This window comes from Variovorax davisae, from assembly GCF_030316845.1.
Classification (GTDB): domain Bacteria; phylum Pseudomonadota; class Gammaproteobacteria; order Burkholderiales; family Burkholderiaceae_C; genus Variovorax; species Variovorax davisae.
Genome location: NZ_JASZYS010000002.1, coordinates 60,383 through 78,666, shown reverse-complemented (window position 1 = coordinate 78,666; position 18,284 = coordinate 60,383). Strand labels below are relative to the sequence as shown.

19 protein-coding genes are annotated in these 18,284 nt (G+C 69.1%); 10 read left to right on the top strand and 9 right to left on the bottom strand.

The genetic code is table 11. The annotated features are described in order from the left end of the window. Positions 1–2: 2 nt before the first annotated feature. The 3 genes from accB to QTI33_RS04650 form a co-directional block, all read right to left on the bottom strand. The gene (gene accB / locus QTI33_RS04660; protein ID WP_286504615.1) at positions 3–467 is read right to left on the bottom strand and encodes an acetyl-CoA carboxylase biotin carboxyl carrier protein; all 465 of its coding nucleotides are present in this window, start codon (positions 465–467) and stop codon (positions 3–5) included. Positions 468–582: 115 nt separating this feature from the next. Continuing rightward, entirely contained in the window at positions 583–1,116 is a 534-nt protein-coding gene (locus QTI33_RS04655; protein ID WP_286504614.1) for a TlpA family protein disulfide reductase, read from the bottom strand. Next, a complete protein-coding gene (locus QTI33_RS04650) occupies positions 1,113–1,712 on the bottom strand; it encodes a hypothetical protein (RefSeq protein ID WP_286504613.1) in 600 nt (199 codons plus the stop codon). The genes QTI33_RS04655 and QTI33_RS04650 overlap by 4 nt, the downstream gene beginning before the upstream one ends. Before the next feature lie 67 nt (positions 1,713–1,779). Here QTI33_RS04650 and mpl point away from each other — a divergent pair, with 67 nt between their 5' ends. Further along, positions 1,780–3,183, top strand: a complete 1,404-nt coding sequence (gene mpl / locus QTI33_RS04645) for a UDP-N-acetylmuramate:L-alanyl-gamma-D-glutamyl-meso-diaminopimelate ligase (RefSeq protein ID WP_286504612.1) — start codon at positions 1,780–1,782, stop codon at positions 3,181–3,183. A gap of 7 nt (positions 3,184–3,190) precedes the next feature. Beyond that, positions 3,191–3,691, top strand: coding sequence for a cupin domain-containing protein (locus QTI33_RS04640; protein WP_286504611.1), 501 nt, complete (start codon positions 3,191–3,193; stop codon positions 3,689–3,691). 25 nt (positions 3,692–3,716) lie between these two features. On the opposite strand, the gene QTI33_RS04635 is transcribed toward QTI33_RS04640, so the two are convergent. The 3 genes from QTI33_RS04635 to rodA all read right to left on the bottom strand — a co-directional run bounded on the left by QTI33_RS04635 (position 3,717) and on the right by rodA (position 8,020). Next, positions 3,717–4,835 carry a 3-deoxy-7-phosphoheptulonate synthase gene (locus QTI33_RS04635; RefSeq protein ID WP_286504610.1) on the bottom strand — a complete coding sequence of 373 codons (1,119 nt, stop codon included), beginning with the start codon at positions 4,833–4,835 and terminating at the stop codon, positions 3,717–3,719. Between the two features lie 291 nt (positions 4,836–5,126). Further along, the gene (tldD, locus tag QTI33_RS04630; protein WP_286504609.1) at positions 5,127–6,587 is read right to left on the bottom strand and encodes a metalloprotease TldD; all 1,461 of its coding nucleotides are present in this window, start codon (positions 6,585–6,587) and stop codon (positions 5,127–5,129) included. Positions 6,588–6,865: 278 nt separating this feature from the next. Further along, positions 6,866–8,020: a rod shape-determining protein RodA gene (gene rodA, locus QTI33_RS04625; RefSeq protein WP_286504608.1), complete on the bottom strand. Its 1,155-nt coding sequence runs from the start codon at positions 8,018–8,020 to the stop codon at positions 6,866–6,868. 80 nt (positions 8,021–8,100) lie between these two features. Here rodA and QTI33_RS04620 point away from each other — a divergent pair, with 80 nt between their 5' ends. From QTI33_RS04620 to ruvC, 8 genes are read left to right on the top strand one after another with little or no spacing between them, the layout of a single operon-like run. Further along, positions 8,101–8,691 (top strand): YqiA/YcfP family alpha/beta fold hydrolase, encoded by a 591-nt coding sequence (locus tag QTI33_RS04620; RefSeq protein ID WP_286504607.1) that lies wholly within the window; start codon positions 8,101–8,103, stop codon positions 8,689–8,691. A gap of 36 nt (positions 8,692–8,727) precedes the next feature. Next, on the top strand, positions 8,728–10,785 hold the full coding sequence (locus tag QTI33_RS04615) for a ribonuclease catalytic domain-containing protein (RefSeq protein WP_286504606.1): 2,058 nt from the start codon (positions 8,728–8,730) through the stop codon (positions 10,783–10,785). Beyond that, on the top strand, positions 10,782–11,639 hold the full coding sequence (locus QTI33_RS04610) for an energy transducer TonB (RefSeq protein WP_286504605.1): 858 nt from the start codon (positions 10,782–10,784) through the stop codon (positions 11,637–11,639). Before QTI33_RS04615 ends, QTI33_RS04610 begins: the two co-directional genes overlap by 4 nt. Continuing rightward, on the top strand, positions 11,636–12,496 hold the full coding sequence (gene aroE, locus QTI33_RS04605) for a shikimate dehydrogenase (protein ID WP_444814808.1): 861 nt from the start codon (positions 11,636–11,638) through the stop codon (positions 12,494–12,496). Before QTI33_RS04610 ends, aroE begins: the two co-directional genes overlap by 4 nt. Continuing rightward, complete coding sequence (mtgA, locus tag QTI33_RS04600; RefSeq protein ID WP_286504603.1) at positions 12,493–13,242, top strand: monofunctional biosynthetic peptidoglycan transglycosylase; 750 nt, start codon at positions 12,493–12,495, stop codon at positions 13,240–13,242. Before aroE ends, mtgA begins: the two co-directional genes overlap by 4 nt. Positions 13,243–13,268: 26 nt before the next feature. Then, entirely contained in the window at positions 13,269–14,060 is a 792-nt protein-coding gene (locus tag QTI33_RS04595; protein WP_286505129.1) for a lysophospholipid acyltransferase family protein, read from the top strand. Further along, the gene (locus QTI33_RS04590) at positions 14,061–15,125 is read left to right on the top strand and encodes a phosphatidate cytidylyltransferase (protein WP_286504602.1); all 1,065 of its coding nucleotides are present in this window, start codon (positions 14,061–14,063) and stop codon (positions 15,123–15,125) included. A 4-nt stretch (positions 15,126–15,129) separates the two neighbouring features. Then, on the top strand, positions 15,130–15,678 hold the full coding sequence (gene ruvC, locus QTI33_RS04585; RefSeq protein WP_286504601.1) for a crossover junction endodeoxyribonuclease RuvC: 549 nt from the start codon (positions 15,130–15,132) through the stop codon (positions 15,676–15,678). A 64-nt stretch (positions 15,679–15,742) separates the two neighbouring features. On the opposite strand, the gene QTI33_RS04580 is transcribed toward ruvC, so the two are convergent. The 3 genes from QTI33_RS04580 to ftsZ form a co-directional block, all read right to left on the bottom strand. Continuing rightward, entirely contained in the window at positions 15,743–15,919 is a 177-nt protein-coding gene (locus tag QTI33_RS04580) for a hypothetical protein (RefSeq protein WP_286504600.1), read from the bottom strand. A gap of 13 nt (positions 15,920–15,932) precedes the next feature. Further along, positions 15,933–16,856 (bottom strand): UDP-3-O-acyl-N-acetylglucosamine deacetylase, encoded by a 924-nt coding sequence (lpxC, locus tag QTI33_RS04575; RefSeq protein ID WP_286504599.1) that lies wholly within the window; start codon positions 16,854–16,856, stop codon positions 15,933–15,935. Between the two features lie 80 nt (positions 16,857–16,936). Continuing rightward, positions 16,937–18,142 carry a cell division protein FtsZ gene (gene ftsZ, locus QTI33_RS04570; protein WP_286504598.1) on the bottom strand — a complete coding sequence of 402 codons (1,206 nt, stop codon included), beginning with the start codon at positions 18,140–18,142 and terminating at the stop codon, positions 16,937–16,939. Positions 18,143–18,284 lie beyond the last annotated feature (142 nt).

Genomic DNA, 18,284 nt, shown 5'->3' with positions numbered 1-18,284 from the left:
GCTCACTCGATGATGAACAGCGGCTGGCCGTATTCGACGGCCTGGCCGTTCTCGCCGAGGATCTGGGTCACGGTGCCGGACTTGTCGGCCTCGATCTCGTTCAGGATCTTCATCGCTTCGATGATGCAGACCGTGTCGCCTTCCTTGACCTGGCTGCCGATTTCCACGAAGGCCGGAGCGCCCGGGCTGGAGGAGCGATAGAAAGTGCCGACCATCGGCGACTTGATCGCATGGCCGGTCGCCGCGGCCTCGGCTGGCGCAGCGGCGGGGACAGCAGCGGCCGGGGCAGCAGCGGCCGGCTGGGCGCCGGCTGCGGTTGGCGCGGACAGCGTCTGGACGTACTGGACCGGCGCGGCGACGCCACCCTTCACGATGCGGACCTTGCCTTCGGCTTCGGTGATTTCCAGTTCGGAAATGTTGGATTCGGACACCAGGTCGATCAGTGTCTTGAGCTTGCGTAGATCCATGGGACTCCAGCGCCGGCTTTGCCGGTCATTTGAATGTAACTCGCCTGAAGATCCGGTTATTTCGGCGTTTCAACGCCAACTACCGGATTTGTAGGGGCTGGATTCTAGCCGTGAACTAGGCCCGTCGCCATGCTTGAAGGTCGCCGGCGTCGAGCTTTCCCATTTTACGCGCCGCGATCGAGCCTCCCGCATCGATCACCAGGGTGAACGGCAGGCCACCCGCCGTGTTGCCCATCTGCTTGACCAGGTCGGTGCCCTGCAGCCCGGCCAGCCCGATCGGGTAGCTGACCGGCGTCCTGGCGAGGAACTTGCGCACGGCGCTGGGCTGGTCGATGGCCAAACCGACCACTTGCCAGCCGTTGCCGGCATTTTCACGAAAAAAAGCGTCGATCATCGGCATTTCCTCGACGCAGGGCGGGCACCAGGTGGCCCAGAAGTTGACCACCAGCGGCTTGCCGCGGAGGCTGTCGAAGACCACTTCGCCGCCCTCGGGGCGCTCGAAACGCTGAGCCCAGAAGGCCGCGTCGAGCTTCTCGCCGCCGCCCGCGCCACGGCGCTGGGTCCACCAGGCGCCGCCGACCCCGGCGGCCGCAGCGACCAGCGCCACGCCCCCATAGAGCCAGCCTCGGCGCGTCGGGCTCGAAGTCATCCGTTGTCCTTTTCTTTTTCCATCAGACGCCGCAGCGCCGCCAGGTTGCCGCGCGGCACCCGGCCCTGGGTGTCGGGCTTCAGCGCCCCACGCAGGTCGTCCAGGTCGTAGACCAGCAGGTGGACGCCGATCTCCTCGCCCAGCGCGCGGCTGGCGGCATGCACGCTGAGCGCCTCGACCTGCTCGCCGTGGAAGCCGGTGACCATCCGCGGCTCATAGTCGACGTGATGATCGATCAAGGCGATCTCGGCCGACTTGGAGTCGTCGCAGAACAGCTGGATATAAATGTCCGACAGCCGCGTCGCGGTGCCGTGCCAGACGGCGCCGCCGACATGGGGACGGAACTGCGCCATGCGCTCCATCCATTCGAGCGCCAGCAGGCGCAGCGCATGCAGCTCCTGCGGCTGGGTGTCGGCGCAGTAAAGTTGGATGTAGTCGCGGACTTCGGCCTCGACCTCATCGTTGTTCGGCAGCGCGGTGCGCGCGGGCAGCCCGAGATCGCGCACTGCCCGGCGCTTCGCGGGTCCGTATTCGAGCCCCTCCTCGACCACGAGGCGGGCCGCGGTGGCGGCGATTTCCTGCTTCGACGTGTCCATCGGTCCATTTTGCCCGGACTGCGCGGCTTGCATGCGGATGGCCCCTGCGCATCCCTAGAATCGACCGATGCACATTCACATTCTCGGCATCTGCGGCACCTTCATGGGCGGGGTGGCGGCACTTGCGCGCGAAGCCGGCCACCAGGTGACCGGCTGCGACGCCGGCGTCTATCCGCCGATGAGCGACCAGTTGCGCGCGCTCGGCATCGAGCTGATCGAGGGCTTCGGCGCCGACCAGCTGGCGCTCAAGCCGGACGTCTTCGTGGTCGGCAACGTGGTCTCCCGGGCCCGGCTGGCGGATGGCAGCCCCAAGTTCCCCCTGATGGAGGCCATCCTCGACGCCGGCGCGCCCTACACCAGCGGTCCGCAGTGGCTGGCCGAGCAGGTGCTGCAGGGACGCCACGTGATGGCGGTCGCCGGCACCCACGGCAAGACCACCACCACCTCGATGCTGGCCTGGATCCTCGAGCGCGCAGGCCGGGCGCCGGGCTTCCTGGTCGGCGGCGTGCCACTCGACTTCGGCGTCTCGGCCCGGCTGGGCACCGATGCAGCCGCCCCCTTCGTCATCGAGGCGGACGAATACGACACGGCCTTCTTCGACAAGCGCAGCAAGTTCGTCCATTACCGCCCACGCACCGCGATCCTGAACAACCTGGAATTCGACCACGCCGACATCTTCGACGACCTGGCGGCGATCGAGCGGCAGTTCCATCACCTGGTGCGCACGGTCCCCGGCCGGGGGCGGGTGGTGGTCAACGCCACCGAGGACAGCCTGCAGCGCGTGCTGGCCCAGGGCTGCTGGAGCGAGCTCGCGCGCTTCGGCGCCGGCGGCGAATGGCAGGCCGCGGGCCCGCACGACGCCTTCGACGTGCTGCGCGGCGGCGAGCGGGTCGGGCGGGTCGAATGGGCGCTGTCGGGCCTGCACAACCAGATGAACGGGCTGGCGGCGATCGTCGCCGCCGAGCATGTCGGCGTCGCGCCGGCCGCGGCGGCCGACGCCCTGGCCAGCTTTCGCAACGTGCGGCGGCGCATGGAACTGCGCGGCAGCGTGGAGCGCGCCACGGGGACGATCACCGTCTACGACGATTTCGCCCATCATCCGACCGCGATCCGCACCACGCTCGACGGCCTGCGCCAGAAGCTCGACGCCGCCGGGCACCGCCAGGACCGCATCCTCGCGGTGTTCGAGCCGCGCAGCAACACGATGAAGCTGGGCACCATGGCGGCCCAGCTGCCCTGGAGCCTGGAGGCCGCGGATCTGTCCTTCTGCCACAGCGGCGGCCTCGACTGGGATGCCGGCGCGGCCCTGGCGCCGATGGGCGCGCGGGCCCGCGTGGCGGATGCCATCGCGCCGCTGGTTGCGCAGGTCGCGGCGGCGTCCCGACCCGGCGACCACATCGTCTGCATGAGCAACGGCGGCTTCGGCGGCGTGCACGAGAAGCTGCTTTCGGCGCTGCGCGCGCCACAATGAGCGACTTATGCGCGCACGCCAACTGATCGAGACCCTGCAGCTGCAGCCCCACCCGGAGGGCGGCTGGTACCGCGAGATGTTCCGCTCTGCGGCCCAGGTGATGCCGGCCGACGGCCGGGCGGCGCGCGATGCGCTCACCACCATCTACTTCCTGCTCGAAGCCGGCCAGCATTCGCGCTGGCACCGGGTGCAGTCCGACGAGGTCTGGATCCATGTCGAAGGCGCGCCGCTGGCGCTGTGGACCAGCGACGCGGCCCTGCGCACACCGCCGGCCCATCTGCGACTCGGCCCGGTCGACGTCCACGGCACCCGGCCCCAGCACACCGTGCCGGCCGGCCAGTGGCAGGCGGCGCGGCCGATCGTCGGGCCGGCGGGCCCCGACTACACGCTGGTGAGCTGCACCGTCGGACCGGGCTTCGACTTCGACGACTTCGCCTTCATGCAGCCCGACGGCGACGAGGCGGCGCTGCTGCGCCACCACTGGCCGGATCTGGCGGCCCTGATCTGAGCCAGGCCGGCGCCGGCCCGGTGTTTCAGCCGCGGCGCTTCTTGACCGCCTGCGAGAGGATGTCCAGCACCTGGGTCGAATCCTCCCAGCCCAGGCAGGCATCCGTGATGCTCTGGCCGTATTCGAGCGCGTCGATCGGGTCCTTGCCGGGCGTGAACTTCTGCGCCCCGGCCTTCAGGTGGCTCTCGACCATCAGGCCGAACACGCTGTGGCTGCCGCCCGCGACCTGGTCCGCGATGTCGCGCGCAACCTCGATCTGCTTCTGGTGCTGCTTGCTGCTGTTCGCATGGCTGCAGTCGACCATCAGCTTGGGCGGCAGCTTGGCCGCCTCGAGGTCCTTGCAGGCCGCCGCGACGCTGGTGGCGTCGTAGTTGGGCGCCTTGCCCCCGCGCAGGATCACGTGGCAGTCGCGGTTGCCGTTGGTCTGGACGATCGCCACCTGGCCGTTCTTGTGCACCGACAGGAAGTGATGGCCGCGCGCCGCCGCCTGGATCGCGTCGGTGGCGATCCGGATGTTGCCGTCGGTGCCGTTCTTGAAGCCGATCGGTGCCGACAGGCCCGAGGCCAGCTCGCGGTGCACCTGGCTCTCGGTGGTGCGGGCGCCGATCGCGCCCCAGGAGATCAGGTCGCCGATGTACTGCGGCGAGATCACGTCCAGGAACTCGCTGCCGGCCGGCAGGCCCAGGCGGTTGATGTCGATCAGCAGCTGGCGCGCGATCCGCAGGCCCTCGTCGATGCGGAAGCTCTCGTCCAGGTAGGGATCGTTGATGAGCCCTTTCCAGCCCACCGTGGTGCGCGGCTTCTCGAAGTAGACCCGCATCACGATCTCCAGCGTGCCGGCGTGCTTGTCGCGCTCGACCTTCAGGCGGCGCGCGTAGTCGAGCGCGGCGGCCGGGTCGTGGATCGAGCACGGACCCATGATGACCAGCAGGCGGTCGTCCTTGCCGGCCATGATCTTGTGGATCGCATGGCGGGTGCCGGTGATCAGCGACTCGACCGGCGTCCCGGCGATCGGGAAGAAGCGGATCAGATGTTCGGGGGGAGGCAACACAGTGATGTCCTTGATGCGTTCGTCGTCGGTCCGGCTGGTTTTCTCGACGTTCGCGTACCAGGTGTCGCTGGGCGGGGCGGCTTTCGTGCTCATGTGTGCTTCCTTCGATGGGTCTGGGTGTCGGTGGGGCAAAAAAAAACCGCCGGTGCTTGGGGCACCGGCGGTTTTGGGAGGTTCTGCTGTCTGCTTGCTCTACTTGAGCGTCGCGCGCGCCTCTCGTCCGCCGGAAACCGGGAACCAAAAGAAGGCAAAGTAATAAGCGCGAGCTGCGGACATGGGAAAAGACTTTAGCACAGAAAAGGCCGGCGCCGGGCCGCCCCAAGGCGGCCTGCGGCCCCCTCGGGGGGCAGCGAGTACACGAAGTGACGGAGCGTGGGGGCCATTTCAGGCGGTACCGCCGACCGTCAGGCCATCGATGCGAAGCGTGGGCTGGCCGACGCCCACCGGCACGCTCTGGCCTTCCTTGCCGCAGGTGCCCACGCCCGAATCGAGCGCCATGTCGTTGCCGATCATGGTCACGCGCGTCAGCGCGTCGGGGCCGTTGCCGACGATGGTCGCGCCCTTGACCGGGTACTGGATCTTGCCGTTCTCGACCCAGTAGGCCTCGCTGGCCGAGAACACGAACTTGCCGCTCGTGATGTCGACCTGGCCGCCGCCGAAGTTGGTGGCGTAGAGGCCCTTCTTGATGCTGGCGACGATTTCTTCCGGCACCCGCTTGCCGCCCAGCATGTAGGTGTTGGTCATGCGCGGCATCGGCGCGTGGGCATAGCTCTCGCGGCGGCCGTTGCCCGTCGGCTTGGCCTTCATCAGGCGGGCATTGAGCGAATCCTGGATGTAGGCCTTGAGGATGCCGTCCTCGATCAGCACGTTGCGCTGGGTCGCGTTGCCCTCGTCGTCGACGTTGAGCGAGCCGCGGCGGTCGGCGATGGTGCCGTCGTCGAGCACGGTCACGCCCTTGGCCGCGACCCGTTCGCCGATGCGGCCCGAGAACGCGCTCGACCCCTTGCGGTTGAAATCGCCCTCGAGCCCGTGGCCGATGGCTTCGTGCAGCAGGATGCCGGGCCAGCCGGGGCCGAGCACCACGGTCATTTCGCCCGCCGGCGCCGGCCGCGAATCGAGATTGGTGAGCGCCGACTTGACGGCCTGGTCGACGTATTCGGCGATGTGCGCGTCGTCGAAGTAGGCCAGGCCGAAGCGGCCGCCGCCGCCGCCCGAGCCGACTTCGCGGCGGCCGTTCTGCTCGGCGATCACGGTGACCGAAAGACGCACCAGCGGCCGGACGTCGGCCGCCAGCGTGCCGTCGGCGCGCGCCACCAGCACCACGTCGTACTCGCTCGCCAGGCCGGCCATGACCTGCGCCACCCGCGGGTCGCGCGAGCGGGCCAGCTGCTCGACCTTCTCGAGCAGCTTGACCTTGGCCGTGCTGTCGAGCGTGGAGATCGGGTCGATGCCGTTGTAGAGCGAGCGGCTGCCGGCGATCTTGCGCGCCGGCGCCTTGACCCGCGCGGTCTTGCCGGCGGAGGAGATGCTGCGCACCGTGCGCGCCGCATCGAGCAGCGAGGCCTCGGAGATGTCGTCCGAATAGGCGAAGGCGGTTTTCTCGCCGCTGACCGCGCGCACGCCCACGCCCTGGTCGATGCTGAAGCTGCCGGTCTTGACGATGCCCTCTTCCAGGCTCCAGCCTTCGCTGCGCGTGTACTGGAAGTAGAGATCGGCGTCGTCCACCTTGTGCGCTTTGATTTCGGCGAGCGCACGCGACAGGTGCGATTCGTCGAGACCGAAGGGCGTGAGCAGGAGGTTCTGCGCCGTGGCGAGGCGCTCGATGGTGGGTTCGCGGGAAATCATCGAGGCATTCTATGGCTCCCCCCCAGGTCGCGCTCACTTCGTGTAGCGCTCCCACCCCCTGCCGGGGGCAACACCCGCGGCCCGGCAAAGCCGGTGCCGCGGTGTTCCACCAACGGGCCTGGCTGCGCCGGCCGATAGAAGGCAGGCGCCGTGCTTGATCTGCGGCGGCGCGCAGCGCACGCCTGTTCGTGGGCAGTCGCGGAACCGGCTTCGCCGGGCCGCTGACTGCGCCCCCTGAAAGGGGGTGGGCGGCTACACGCAGTGAGCCAGCCTGGGGGTCAGCTTTGTATCAATCGCTTGGCGCGCGAGATGGACATGAGGATGCCCAGCCCCAGCCCCAGGGTGACCATGGCGGTGCCGCCGTAGCTGATGAAGGGCAGCGGCACCCCCACCACCGGCAGGATACCGCTCACCATGCCCATGTTCACGAAGGCGTAGGTGAAGAAGATCATGGTGACCGCGCCGGCGAGCAGCCGGGAGAACAGGGTCGGCGCGTCGAGCGCGATCGCCAGGCCGCGGAAGATCAGGAAGATGAAGGCGGCAATCAGCGCCAGGTTGCCGGCCAGGCCGAATTCCTCGGAATAGGCGGCGAAGATGAAGTCGGTGGTGCGCTCGGGGATGAACTCCAGGTGGGTCTGGGTACCCTGCATGAAGCCCTTGCCGCCGATGCCGCCGGAGCCGATGGCGATCATGCCCTGGATGATGTGGAAGCCCTTGCCGAGCGGGTCCTTGGTCGGGTCGAGCAGCGTGCAGACGCGCTGCTTCTGGTAGTCGTGCAGGATCTTCCAGTCGAAGCCGTTGGCGCACAGCTGGGACTCGAAGCCGACGATCAGCGCCACCGCGACGATGCCGATCACCACCGGCGGCACGATCAGCTTCCACGACAGGCCGGCGAAGAAGATCACCGACAGCCCCGTGGCCAGCACCAGCAGCGCGGTGCCGAGGTCGGGCTGCTTCATGATCAGGCCGACCGGCACCGCCAGCAGCAGCGTGGCGACGATGAAGTCGAGCGGGCGCAGCTGCCCCTCGCGGCGCTGGAACCACCAGGACAGCATCAGCGGCATCGCGATCTTGAGGATCTCGCTGGGCTGGATCACGACGCCGACGTTGATCCAGCGCTGGGCGCCCTTCTTGGTGATGCCGAACAGCGCCACCGCCACCAGCAGCGCCACGCCGAGGGTGTAGATCGGCACGGCGGCCATCATGAGGCGCTGCGGCGGCACCTGGGCCACCACGAACATGATGAAGGCGGCCAGCAGCATGTTGCGGCCGTGGTCGACGAAGCGGGTGCCGTGGTCGAAGCCGGACGAATACATGGTCAGCATGCCGGCGCAGCCCAGCAGCAGCACGGCAAAGGCGAGGAAACCGTCGAAGCCCTGGAACACGGGCAACAGGCGCCGCGCGAGCGAAGGTTGGTTGAAGACGGCCGACATGGGGTCGGGATTATCGCCGCCCGAAGGCCTCCGGATGGGCCCCAGGGCCAATTCCGGGCCCGGTTCCGGATAATCGCGGCATGCCGCCCACCACCCACCTGCTCTACCTCCACGGCTTCCGCTCCTCGCCCCGGTCGACCAAGGCCAGCCAGATGGCGCAGCGCGTGGCCAGAATGCACCCCAACCTGCACTGGTGGTGCCCCCAGCTGCCGCCCTCGCCGCGCGAGGCGGTCGCGCTCGTGATGCGGGGCATCGCCGGCTGGCCGCGCAGCTCGATGGCGGTGGTGGGCTCGTCCCTCGGCGGCTTCTACGCCACCTATGTCACGGCCACCACCTATTGCCGGGCGGTGCTGCTCAATCCGGCGGTGGACCCGGCGCGCGACCTGGTGCGCCACATCGGCGACCAGACCCTCTGGCACGACCCGTCCGAGCATTTCCATTTCCGCCCCGAATACATCGCCGAGCTGCGCGCGCTCCAGGTCGGGCCGCTGGACCGGCCCGAGCAGGTCTTCGCGATCATCGCCAAGGGCGACGAGGTGCTCGACTGGCGCGACATGACGGACCGCTACCCGGGCAGCCGGATCCAGCTGCTCGAAGGCGGCGACCACGCGCTTTCGGATTTCGAAACCCAGCACCTGGACGACGTTCTGGCCTTCATCGACCCGGTCTGAGCGGCCTGCGCCGCTGCCCATGGGAGAATCCGCGCCATGTTTGTATTGTTCGAAGAAGCCGGCAAATACCTGGGCGGCCGCGTCCTGTCGGAGGCCGAGGCCTCGGCCCAGGTCGAGCTCGAGACCGGCAAGCGGGTCAAGGTCAAGTGCGCCAACATCGTGCTGCGCTTCGAGAAGCCGGCGCCGGCCGAGCTGATCGCCGAGGGCCGCGCGCTGGCCGCCACGGTCGACCTCGACCTCGCCTGGGAATTCGCGCCCGAGGGCGAATTCGGCTTCGACGAGCTGGCGACCGAGTATTTCCAGGCCCGTCCGACGCTGGTCCAGCAGGCCGCGGCGCTGCTGGGGCTGTTCGACGCCCCGCACTACTTCCGCCGCGCCGGCAAGGGCCGCTTCAAGAAGGCGCCGGCCGAGATCATCCAGCAGGCGCTGGCCGCGATCGAGAAGAAGAAGCTGGTGCAGGCCCAGATCGCCGAATGGGCCGGCCAGCTGGCCGCGGGCGTCTGCCCGGCGCCGGTGCGCGAGCAGCTGTTCAAGATCCTGTTCAAGCCGGACAAGAACGCGCCCGAATACAAGGCGGTCGTCGACGCCGCCCGCGCCACCCAGCGCCCGCCGCTCGAGCTGCTGAAGCAGGCCGGCGCCATCGATTCGGCCTACCAGTTCCACTGGCGCCGCTTCCTGTTCGAGAATTTCCCGAAGGGCACCGGTTTTCCGGCGCTGCAGGCGCCGGCGATCGCCGACGAGCTGCCGCTGGCGGCGGTGCAGGCCTTCTCGATCGACGATTCGCAGACCACCGAGATCGACGACGCCCTGTCGGTCCAGGGGCTGGGCAGCGGCACCGTGGTGGTCGGCATCCACATCGCGGCGCCCGGGCTGGCCCTGGTGCCGGGCAGCGCCATCGACCAGATGGCGCGCGCGCGCATGTCGACGGTCTACATGCCGGGCCACAAGATCACGATGCTGCCCGACCACGTGGTCGAGGCCTACACGCTGCAGGAAGGCCGCGACTGCCCGGCCGTCTCGCTCTACGCCACATTCGACGAAGAGACGCTGGCGCTCCAAGGCACCGAGACCCGGCTCGAACGGGTGCCGATCGTCGCCAACCTGCGCCATGACCAGCTCGACACGGTGATCAGCCAGGAATGGCTGGAAGACGCCTCCGTCGGCGCCGCGGAGACCCCGGAGACGCTGGCGCCGCTGCGCGCACCGCTGTCCTTCCTGTTCCGGCTGGCGAAGCAGCTGAAGGCACAGCGCGAGGTGGTGCGCGGCAAGCCCGAGAACTTCAGCCGGCCCGACTACACCTTCCGCCTGCTCGGCAACGACGGCGAGCCGACCGGCAACGAACAGGTGCAGATCGGCACCCGCCAGCGCGGCGCGCCGCTCGACCTGATCGTCTCCGAGGCGATGATCCTGGCCAACAGCAGCTGGGGCGGATGGCTCGGCGAGCTCGGCGTCCCCGGCCTCTACCGCAGCCAGGCCAGCCTGGCGCCCGGCATCAAGGTGCGCATGGGCACGCGGGCGCTGCCGCACGCGGGCCTCGGTGTGAAGAGCTACGCCTGGAGCACCTCGCCGCTGCGCCGCTACACCGACCTCGTCAACCAGTGGCAGATCATCGCGGCGGCGCGCCACGGCAAGACCGCCGCGCTGGCGGCGCCGTTCAAGCCCAAGGATGCCGACCTGTTCTCGATCCTCTCGGGCTTCGACGCTGCCTACAGCACCTACAACGGCCACCAGGGCGGCATGGAACGCTTCTGGACCCTCAAGTACCTGCAGCAGGAAGGCATCACCGAGCTCGAGGCGACGCTCATCAAGGAGCTGCCGAACGGCGCCCTGGCGCGGGCCGACCAGCTGCCGCTGGTGTTCGAGGTGACCGGCACGCAAGGCCTGCAGCGCGGCGCGCGGGTGCGCGTGCGGCTCGGCGAGGTCGACGAGATCGCGCTCGACGTCCATGGCACGGTCATCGAACGGCTCGATGCCGCACCGGCCGATGCCGCCGCGGACGACAGCGGCGAGGACGAGGAAGAAGTCGCCGGGCCGATCGCCATCGCGGTCGACCTCGCCGACAGCGAGGCCGCGCCGGAGAACGCACCGGCATGAACCTGCGCGACCTCAGCACGCTGCAGATCGCGCTCGGCCTGTCGGTCGCCGCGCATGCCGCCTTGCTGGCGGTCCGCTTCGTCGACCCGCAGACCTTCAACCGGGTGTTCCAGGAGACGCCGCTCGAGGTGATCCTGGTCAACGCCCGGACCAACGAGCGACCCGACAAGGCGCGCGCGATCGCCCAGGCCTCGCTGGCCGGCGGCGGCGACCTCGAGCGCGGCCGCGCCACCAGTCCGCTGCCGCCCTCCACCTTCACCGCCATCGGCGATTCGATGGAGGACGCCCAGCGCCAGGTCGAGGCCATGCAGCAGCAGCAGATGCTGCTGCTGGCCCAGATCAAGCAGCAGCTGGCCAACATGCCGGTGCCCGACCCGCGCGCCAAGGGCAACCCGAGCGAGAGCGCGGCACGCGAAGAGAAGCGCCGCCAGCTGGTCGAGCTGCTGGCCGAGATCGAGCGCCGCGTCAACGAAGAGAACGCCCGGCCCAAGAAGCGCTACATCAGCCCGGCCACCCGCGAGGCGGCCTACGCGGCCTATGTCGACGCGCTGCGGCGCAAGATCGAGGTGCGCGGCACCGAGAACTTCCCCGAAGCGGCGGGCAAGAAGCTGTACGGCGAGCTGACGATGATGGTGACCGTCAACCACGACGGTTCGATCCTCGCGACCGACATCGTCGAGGGCTCGGGCGACCGCACGCTCGACCGGCGCGCCCAGGCGATCGTTCGCAGCATCGGCAGCTTCGGCAAGTTCACCGACGCGATGCGGCGCCAGACCGACCAGATCGTGCTGCCCTCGCGCTTCAAGTTCACCCGCGACGAGACGCTGGAGACCCAGCTCTCGTCCCGACAATGAGCGGACAGACCATGACCGACTTGTATTGCGTGATGGGCCACCCGGTCGAGCACAGCCGCTCGCCCTGGATCCATGCCCGCTTCGCCGAGCTGACCGGACAGCAGCTGGACTACGGCCGCCGCCTGGCGCCGCTGGACGACTTCGCCGGCGCGGTGGCGGCCTTCCGCGCTCAGACCACGGGAACGGCGCGCGGCTGCAACGTGACGGTGCCTTTCAAGTTCGAGGCGGCGGCCCTGTCGCAGCACCTGACGCCGCGCGCGGCGCTGGCGCAGGCGGTCAACGTGCTGAGCTTCCGCGACGACGGCGTGCACGGCGACAACAGCGACGGCATCGGGCTGGTCAACGACATCCGGATCCACGCGGGCGTCGCGCTGGCGGGCAGCGAGCTGCTGCTGCTGGGCGCGGGCGGCGGCAGCGCGGGCGTGCTGGGGCCGCTGCTCGAAGCCGGCCCGCGCCGGGTGGTGGTGGCGAACCGCACCCTGTCCAAGGCGATCGCGCTGGTGCAGCGGCATGCGGCGCTGGCCTTGCAGCATGGGGTCGCGCTCGAGGCGCAGGCGCTCGACAGCGTGCCGGGCCGCTTCGACGTGCTGGTGAACGCCACCGCTTCCAGCCTTTCCGGCGGCGAAGTGCCGGTGCCGGCCAGTGTGCTGAAGCCCGGTGCACTGGCGGTCGACATGATGTACGGCGCGGCCGCGGCGGGCTTCATGGACTGGGCCCGTGCCCACGGCGCCGTGCCGCGCGACGGCCTCGGCATGCTGGTGGAGCAGGCCGCCGAGGCCTTCGAGATCTGGCGCGGCGAGCGGCCGCCGACCGCTGCGGTGCTGGCCGAGCTGCGCGCCCTCGTCGAGGCCAAGTGATCGCCGCCCTGCGCTGGTTCGGCTGCGTGCTGATCGCGGTCTTCGCGCTGCAGCTGTTCTTCATCCTCCGGATCGCCGCGATGGCGGTGATCGACCCGCAGTCGACGACCTTCCAGCGCTCCGAGGCCTGGCAGCTCGCGACCCAGGGGCGCAGCAACGGCGAACGCGAATGGCGCCAGCAGTGGGTGCCCTACAGCCAGATCTCGGACAGCCTCAAGCGCGCCGTGATCGCCAGCGAGGACAGCGAATTCATCTACCACCAGGGCGTGGAGTGGGAGGCCATCGAGCGGGCCCGGCAGCGCAATGCCAAGGCCGAGGAGATCGCCGCCAGGCGCGCCGCCCAGCTGCGCGCGCGCGGCAAGGCGCCGCGGCCGGCACCATTGCGCGGCGGCTCGACCATCACGCAGCAGCTGGCCAAGAACCTGCTGCTGTCGGGCGAGCGCACGATGCTGCGCAAGGGGCAGGAGCTGGTGCTGGCCACGGCGCTGGAGACCTTCCTGAGCAAGGAGCGGATCCTCGAGATCTACCTCAACAACGTCGAATGGGGCGAAGGCATCTTCGGTGCCGAGGCGGCGGCGCAGCACTACTTCAGGAAGCCCGCCGCACGCCTCGGCGTCAACGAGGCGGCCCGGCTGGCCGTGATGCTGCCGAGCCCGAAGTTCTTCGAGCGCCGGCAGGGATCGGGCTATCTGGCGAGCCGCACGGCGACGATCGCCGCGCGCATGCCGGCGGCCGAATTGCCCTGAGGACGGCCCCGTATCATCGGACCATGTTGCTTGCAAAGTTCACGGGCTGGGGGTTGCTGGGCCTGATCCGGCTGCTCACCGGCGCCCAGGCGCGCTGGTGGGGCTGCCCGCCCAAGGCCGAGCAGCGCATCTACTTCGCCAACCACCAGAGCCATCTCGACCTCGTGATGATCTGGGCCGCCCTGCCCGAGGAGCTGCGCGGCATCACGCGGCCGATCGCGGCGCGCGACTACTGGGCCAACACGCCCTTCAAGCGCTGGATCACGACCGAGGTGTTCCATGCGATCTATGTCGAGCGCGGCGGCGCGGCGCCGGTGGTGCCGCCGGCGCCGCCCGAGCCACCTGCCGCGGTCCGGATCGAACCCTCGCTCGACGAGGCGCCCGACGCATTCGCCGCGGCCGAGCCTGCCGGCGCCCAGTTCGAGATCCCGCTGTCGCAGCCGGCGCCTGAACCGGAGCCTTCGCCGCTCGCGCCGCCGGGCAGCGCCGAAGCACTGGCGCCGCTGCAGCCGCTGATCGACGCCTTGCAGAGCGGCTACTCGATCATCATCTTCCCCGAGGGTACGCGCGGCCACACCGGTGAACCGCAGAAGTTCAAGTCGGGGCTGTTCACGCTGGCCCAGATGTTTCCCGAGGTCGTGCTGGTGCCGGCCTGGATCGACAACGTGCAGCGCGTGATGCCCAAGGGCGAGGTGGTGCCGGTGCCGATCCTGTGTTCGGTCACCTTCGGCGCCCCCGTCCGGCTCGAGGAAGGCGAGGAACGCCGGCCCTTTCTCGACCGGGCGCGCGAGGCCGTGGTGGCGCTGCGGAACGTCTAGATGAACCAGTACCTGCGCAACCTCTCCCCGACGCACCAGGTCGCGGCCCTGTTCGTGATCGTCTTCGGGCTGCTGTTCATCGTCAGCACCGTCGCCTTCATGCTGAGCTTCAGGGAGCGCCGCAACCCGGTCCACGACGAGATCTGGCAGCGCGAGCTGCGGCATTTCCGCGCCCTGCTGAGCACCACCTGGTTCATGGTGGTGGTGTTCTGGGTCGGCTGGGCACTGGGCGAGAAGGTGGCGACGCTGCTGTTCGCACTGATCGCCTTCCTCGCGCTGCGCGAATTCATCACGCTGTCGCCGACCCGGCGCGGCGACCACCGCAGCCTGATCCTGGCCTTCTTCGTGGTGCTGCCGATCCAGTTCTGGCTGGTGGCGACCGCGCACTTCGACCTCTTCACGGTGTTCATCCCGGTCTACGTGTTCCTCGCCATCCCGGTCGTGAGCGCACTGGCCGACGACCCGAGCCACTTCCTCGAGCGCAACGCCAAGCTGCAATGGGGGATCATGGTCTGCGTCTACGGCATGAGCCATGTGCCGGCGCTGCTGCTGCTGTCCTTCCCGGGCTACGAGGGCAAGAGCGCCTTCCTGGTCTTCTTCCTGGTGATCGTGGTCCAGAGCTGCATGCTGGTGCAGCACCTGGTGTCGCGGCGCAAGGCGATGCCGGACGAGAGCGCGCCGGCACCCGAGCGCCTGCCGGGCCTGCTGGGCGCGGTCCGGCATCGGCTGTTCATGCAGCCGCCCTTCGCCCCGAACGTGAGCCGCAGCTTCAACTGGACCAGCTGGGCGCTCGGCATGGCGATCGCAGGCGTGGTCGGCGGCCTGTTCTCCTTCATCACGCCGTTCAAGTTCGGCCAGGCTTTCGCGATGTCGCTGATCGCCTGCGTGGCCGGCTCGATGGGCCACCTGGTGATGAAGGCGCTCAAGCGCGATCGCGGCATTCCCAACTGGGGCCGGCGCGGCGTCGGCGTGACCGGTGCCAACGGCCTGCTCGACCGGGTCGATGCGCTGTGCTTCGCGGCGCCGGTGTTCTTCCACGCCGTACGCTGGTACTTCCAGGTCTGAACGCATGCGCATCCTCGGCATCGACCCCGGACTGCAGACCACCGGCTTCGGCGTGGTCGACGTCGACGGCCACGCGCTGCGCTACGTCGCCAGCGGCACCATCAGCACCCGCCACCTCGGCACGGGCGAGCTGCCGGCACGGCTGAAGGTGCTGTTCGACGGCATCGGCGAACTGGCGGCGCGCTACCAGCCCGACGCGGCGGCGGTCGAGATCATCTTCGTCAACGTCAATCCGCAGTCCACGCTGCTGCTGGGCCAGGCCCGCGGCGCCTGCCTCACGGCCCTGGTGACGCGCGATCTTGCGGTGTCGGAATACACGGCGCTGCAGATGAAGCAGGCCGTGGCAGGCCACGGGCGGGCCGCCAAGGCGCAGGTGCAGGAAATGGTCAAGCGGCTGCTGCATCTGCCGGGGCTGCCGGGCAGCGATGCGGCGGATGCGCTCGGCATCGCGATCACGCATGCCCACGTGGGCGCTTCGCTGGCGCGGCTCGGGCAGGCGACGGTCCTGGGGCGCAGCACCAGCGGGCGCTATCGGGACGGCCGGACGCGCTGAGATCTAGTCAGTTGAGGACAGAGCAAAAACTGCTGCGCAGTTTCTTGGTCTGTCCCGCAAGGTCTCAGAAAGCCCGCTCGGCGATCAGCACCGCAAAGAAGCCGAAGGCCGCCAGCAAGGTCCACTTGAGCACGATCCAGCCGAAGCGCCGGTACTTGAGCTGCCCGGTGCCGGCATAGAACGCGAACGAGACGCCGGCCGCCAGCAGCAGCAGCAGGATGGCCCAGCGGAACAGCAGCATCGGCGGCGCCGCGCTACCAGGCGCGCGCGACTTCGGCGAAGCCGGCCGGGGCCCGCTTCTCGTCGTCGAAGGTCACGACCTCGTAGGCTTCCGGATGGGCGAGCAGCTCGCGCAGCAGCTTGTTGTTGAGCGCATGGCCGGAGCGAAAGGCGCTATAGGCCGCCAGCAGGGGCCGGCCGATCACGTACAGGTCGCCCATGGCGTCGAGGATCTTGTGCTTGACGAATTCGTCGTCGTAGCGCAACCCGCCGGCATTGAGCACCTTGGTATCGTCCATCACGATCGCGTTGTCGAGCCCGCCGCCGAGCGCCAGGCCCTTGGAGCGCATGTACTCGACTTCCTTGGTGAATCCGAAGGTGCGCGCGCGCGCGATGTCGCGGCTGTAGGAGCCGCTGCCGAGGTCGAACTCGACCCGCTGGCCGGTCAAGTTGACCACCCGGTGGTCGAAGTCGATCTCGAAGCTGAGCTTGTAGCCGTGGTAAGGCTCGAGCCGCGCCCACTTGGCATCGGCGCCCTCGCCTTCGCGCACCTCGACCGGCTTGGTGACGCGGATGAAGCGCCGCGCCGCCGCCTGCGGCACGATGCCGGCGCTCTGCAGCAGGAACACGAAGGAAGAGGCCGAGCCGTCGAGGATCGGCACCTCGTCGGCCGTGATGTCGATCAGCAGGTTGTCGATGCCCAGTCCGGCGCAGGCCGACATCAAATGCTCGACGGTCTGGACCTTGGCACCGCCCGCCGAGACGGTCGACGCCAGCCGGGTGTCGGTCACCGACTCGGCCGTCATCGCGATCTCGACCGGCTCGGGCAGGTCGACCCGGCGGAACACGATGCCATGGTCGACCGGCGCGGGCCGCAGCGTGAGTTCGACCCGCTGGCCGCTGTGCAGCCCCACGCCAACGGCGCGGGTGATCGACTTGAGGGTTCGTTGGGACAGCACGGAGGCCATTTTAGAGGCGCGCGCCGTCCGCAGCGCCGCACGCCTCGCTATGTCCCCGATAGCCGTCACCCCGCCACGCCTCAGTCGGCCTGGCGGCGCAGGAAGGCCGGGATCTCGAAATCGTCCATGCCGCCCGACGACAGCGCATCGACCTTGGCCGCGGCCATGGTGCGGTTGGTGCGCCACACGCTGGGCACCGCCATGCCGTCGTAGTTCGGCTGGCTGGCGGCGTGGCCGGTGCCGGCGCCGAGGGTCGGCACGGTGAACGGGATGTTGTCGGTGCCGGTGCGGATCACTTCGAGCGTCGGTGCCTGGCGGCGTGCGTCCTGGCGCGACAGGCCGGTGGCGACCACGGTGACGCGCATCTCGTCGCCGAGGGCGTCGTCGTAGGCGGCGCCGTAGATCACGTGCGCGTCCGGCGAGGCATAGGCGCGGATGGTGTTCATCGCGAGCTTCGATTCGCTCAGCTTGAGCGAGGACTTCGAGGCCGTCACCAGCACCAGCACGCCCTTGGCGCCCGACAGGTCGATGCCTTCGAGCAGCGGGCAGGCCACGGCCTGCTCGGCGGCGATGCGGGCGCGGTCCGGGCCGCTGGCCGCGGCCGTGCCCATCATGGCCTTGCCGGGTTCGCCCATCACGGTGCGGACGTCCTCGAAGTCGACGTTGACGCCGCCGTACTCGTTGATGATCTCCGAGATGCCGCCGACCGCGTTCTTGAGCACGTCGTTGGCATGGGCGAAGGCCTCGTCCTGCGTCACGTCCTCGCCGAGCACGTCGAGCAGCTTCTCGTTGAGCACCACGATCAGCGAGTCGACGTTGGCTTCGAGCTCGGCCAGGCCCTGGTCGGCATTGGTCATCCGGCGGCCGCCTTCCCAGTCGAAGGGCTTGGTCACCACGCCCACCGTGAGGATGCCCATCTCCTTGGCGATGCGCGCGATCACGGGCGCCGCGCCGGTACCTGTGCCGCCGCCCATGCCGGCCGTGATGAACAGCATGTGCGCGCCGGCGATCGATTCGCGGATGTCGTCGATCGCGGCTTCGGCGGCGTCGCGGCCCTTCTCGGGCTTGCTGCCGGCGCCCAGGCCATTGGTACCGAGCTGGATCGTCTTGTGGGCGTTGCTGCGCGACAGCGCCTGGGCATCGGTGTTGGCGCAGACGAACTGCACGCCCTGCACGCCTCGCTCCATCATGTGCGCGACCGCGTTGCCGCCGCCGCCGCCGACGCCGATCACCTTGATCTGGGTGCCCTGGTTGAACTCTTCGATCTCGATCATTTCGATAGCCATTTTTCTGACTCCTTGAATTTGCAGTTGCCGTTTATTGATGAATGAATTTGTTGTGGGTAGCCGGTGAGCGCGGTCAGGGCGGAGGTCCGGTTCGCCGCCATCGCTCGTTGAAATGCAGCGGAGGACTGCCCCGCGCCAGCCA